Source organism: Salmonella sp. SAL4457, from assembly GCF_046548235.1.
In the GTDB taxonomy this organism is placed as follows: Bacteria; Pseudomonadota; Gammaproteobacteria; order Enterobacterales; family Enterobacteriaceae; genus Salmonella; species Salmonella enterica.
Map to the genome: position 1 here is coordinate 1 of NZ_JBGDZO010000697.1, position 262 is coordinate 262.

At 69.1% G+C, this 262-nt stretch carries 1 pseudogene; it reads right to left on the bottom strand.

The features are described 5' to 3' along the window. Positions 1-244: pseudogene (locus ACLJNW_RS25965) on the bottom strand (A/G-specific adenine glycosylase); the annotation flags it as partial. Between the last annotated feature and the right edge of the window lie 18 nt (positions 245-262).

Here is a 262-nt window from a genome sequence, read left to right on the forward strand (position 1 = left end):
GTTCGGGGAGGCTCCAGAGCCCGCCCCAGAGTCCGCTGGAAGGCCGCCGGTAGAGCAGTATGGCGCCGTCGCGGTTGGCCAGGATCGGCATCAGCGTGCGCTTCTGTGGCAACGCCTTGCGCGGCTTGGGCTGCGGATAATCGGCTTCGCGGCCGAGCAGGTGCGCGCGGCAGCCCGAGACCAGCGGGCAAAGCAGGCAACTGGGCTTGCTGCGCGTGCAGAGGGTGGCGCCGAGGTCCATCATCGCCTGGGTGTAGTGGTT